This window comes from Melaminivora alkalimesophila, assembly GCF_000282995.1.
Classification (GTDB): domain Bacteria; phylum Pseudomonadota; class Gammaproteobacteria; order Burkholderiales; family Burkholderiaceae_C; genus Melaminivora; species Melaminivora alkalimesophila.
Genome location: NZ_ALEE01000316.1, coordinates 1 through 559, shown reverse-complemented (window position 1 = coordinate 559; position 559 = coordinate 1). Strand labels below are relative to the sequence as shown.

Sequence of the window (559 nt, the reverse complement as noted above, 5' to 3'; positions counted from 1 at the left end):
GACCTCTCGCACGAGGACCTCAGCCTGCTGCGCGAGCAGCCCGCGCCGCACGGCCCCCTGTTCCTGTGGCTGGAGACGCGGCTGCACGAGCACGGCCCCCAGCCCTGGGCGGTGCTGCGCGAGGCCCTGGCCGGCCACGAGTGCCAGCCGCTGGCGCAGCGGCTGCTGACCGGCTCCCACGCCCAGACGGAAGGTGAGGAGCGCGAGCTGCGGGCGGAGCTGCGCGACCTGCTCAACCGCATGCTGGTCGACGCCATCTTGCAGGAGCAGAAGCTGCTGATCGAAAACGCGGCAGACGATCCGCAAGCGCTGCAGCGCTACCGCGAGCTGCAGGAGCGCCGGCTGCGCCTGGAGGGAGCCCGCCCGCCGGCCTCTTGAATTTCGGCCCGTCGGTATAATGTAAGGTTTGTCGGCAAGAGCGACAGCAGCACCTCCGGCCCCGGGGCGACCGTGCCAGAGCGCACAACCGCATCCCCGCCACCCCCGCAAGGGTTGCACACCAAATGTTCGCCCAGACATCTTGCCTCTGAAGACCCGTCCCGGGTCCGCGCTGGCCTGC

The 559-nt window shown here is 70.5% G+C and carries 1 pseudogene; it reads left to right on the top strand.

Annotation, left to right across the window (positions count from 1 at the left end):
• A pseudogene (locus A612_RS05880) lies at positions 1 to 378 on the top strand (DNA primase); the annotation flags it as partial.
• Positions 379 to 559: the final 181 nt, after the last annotated feature.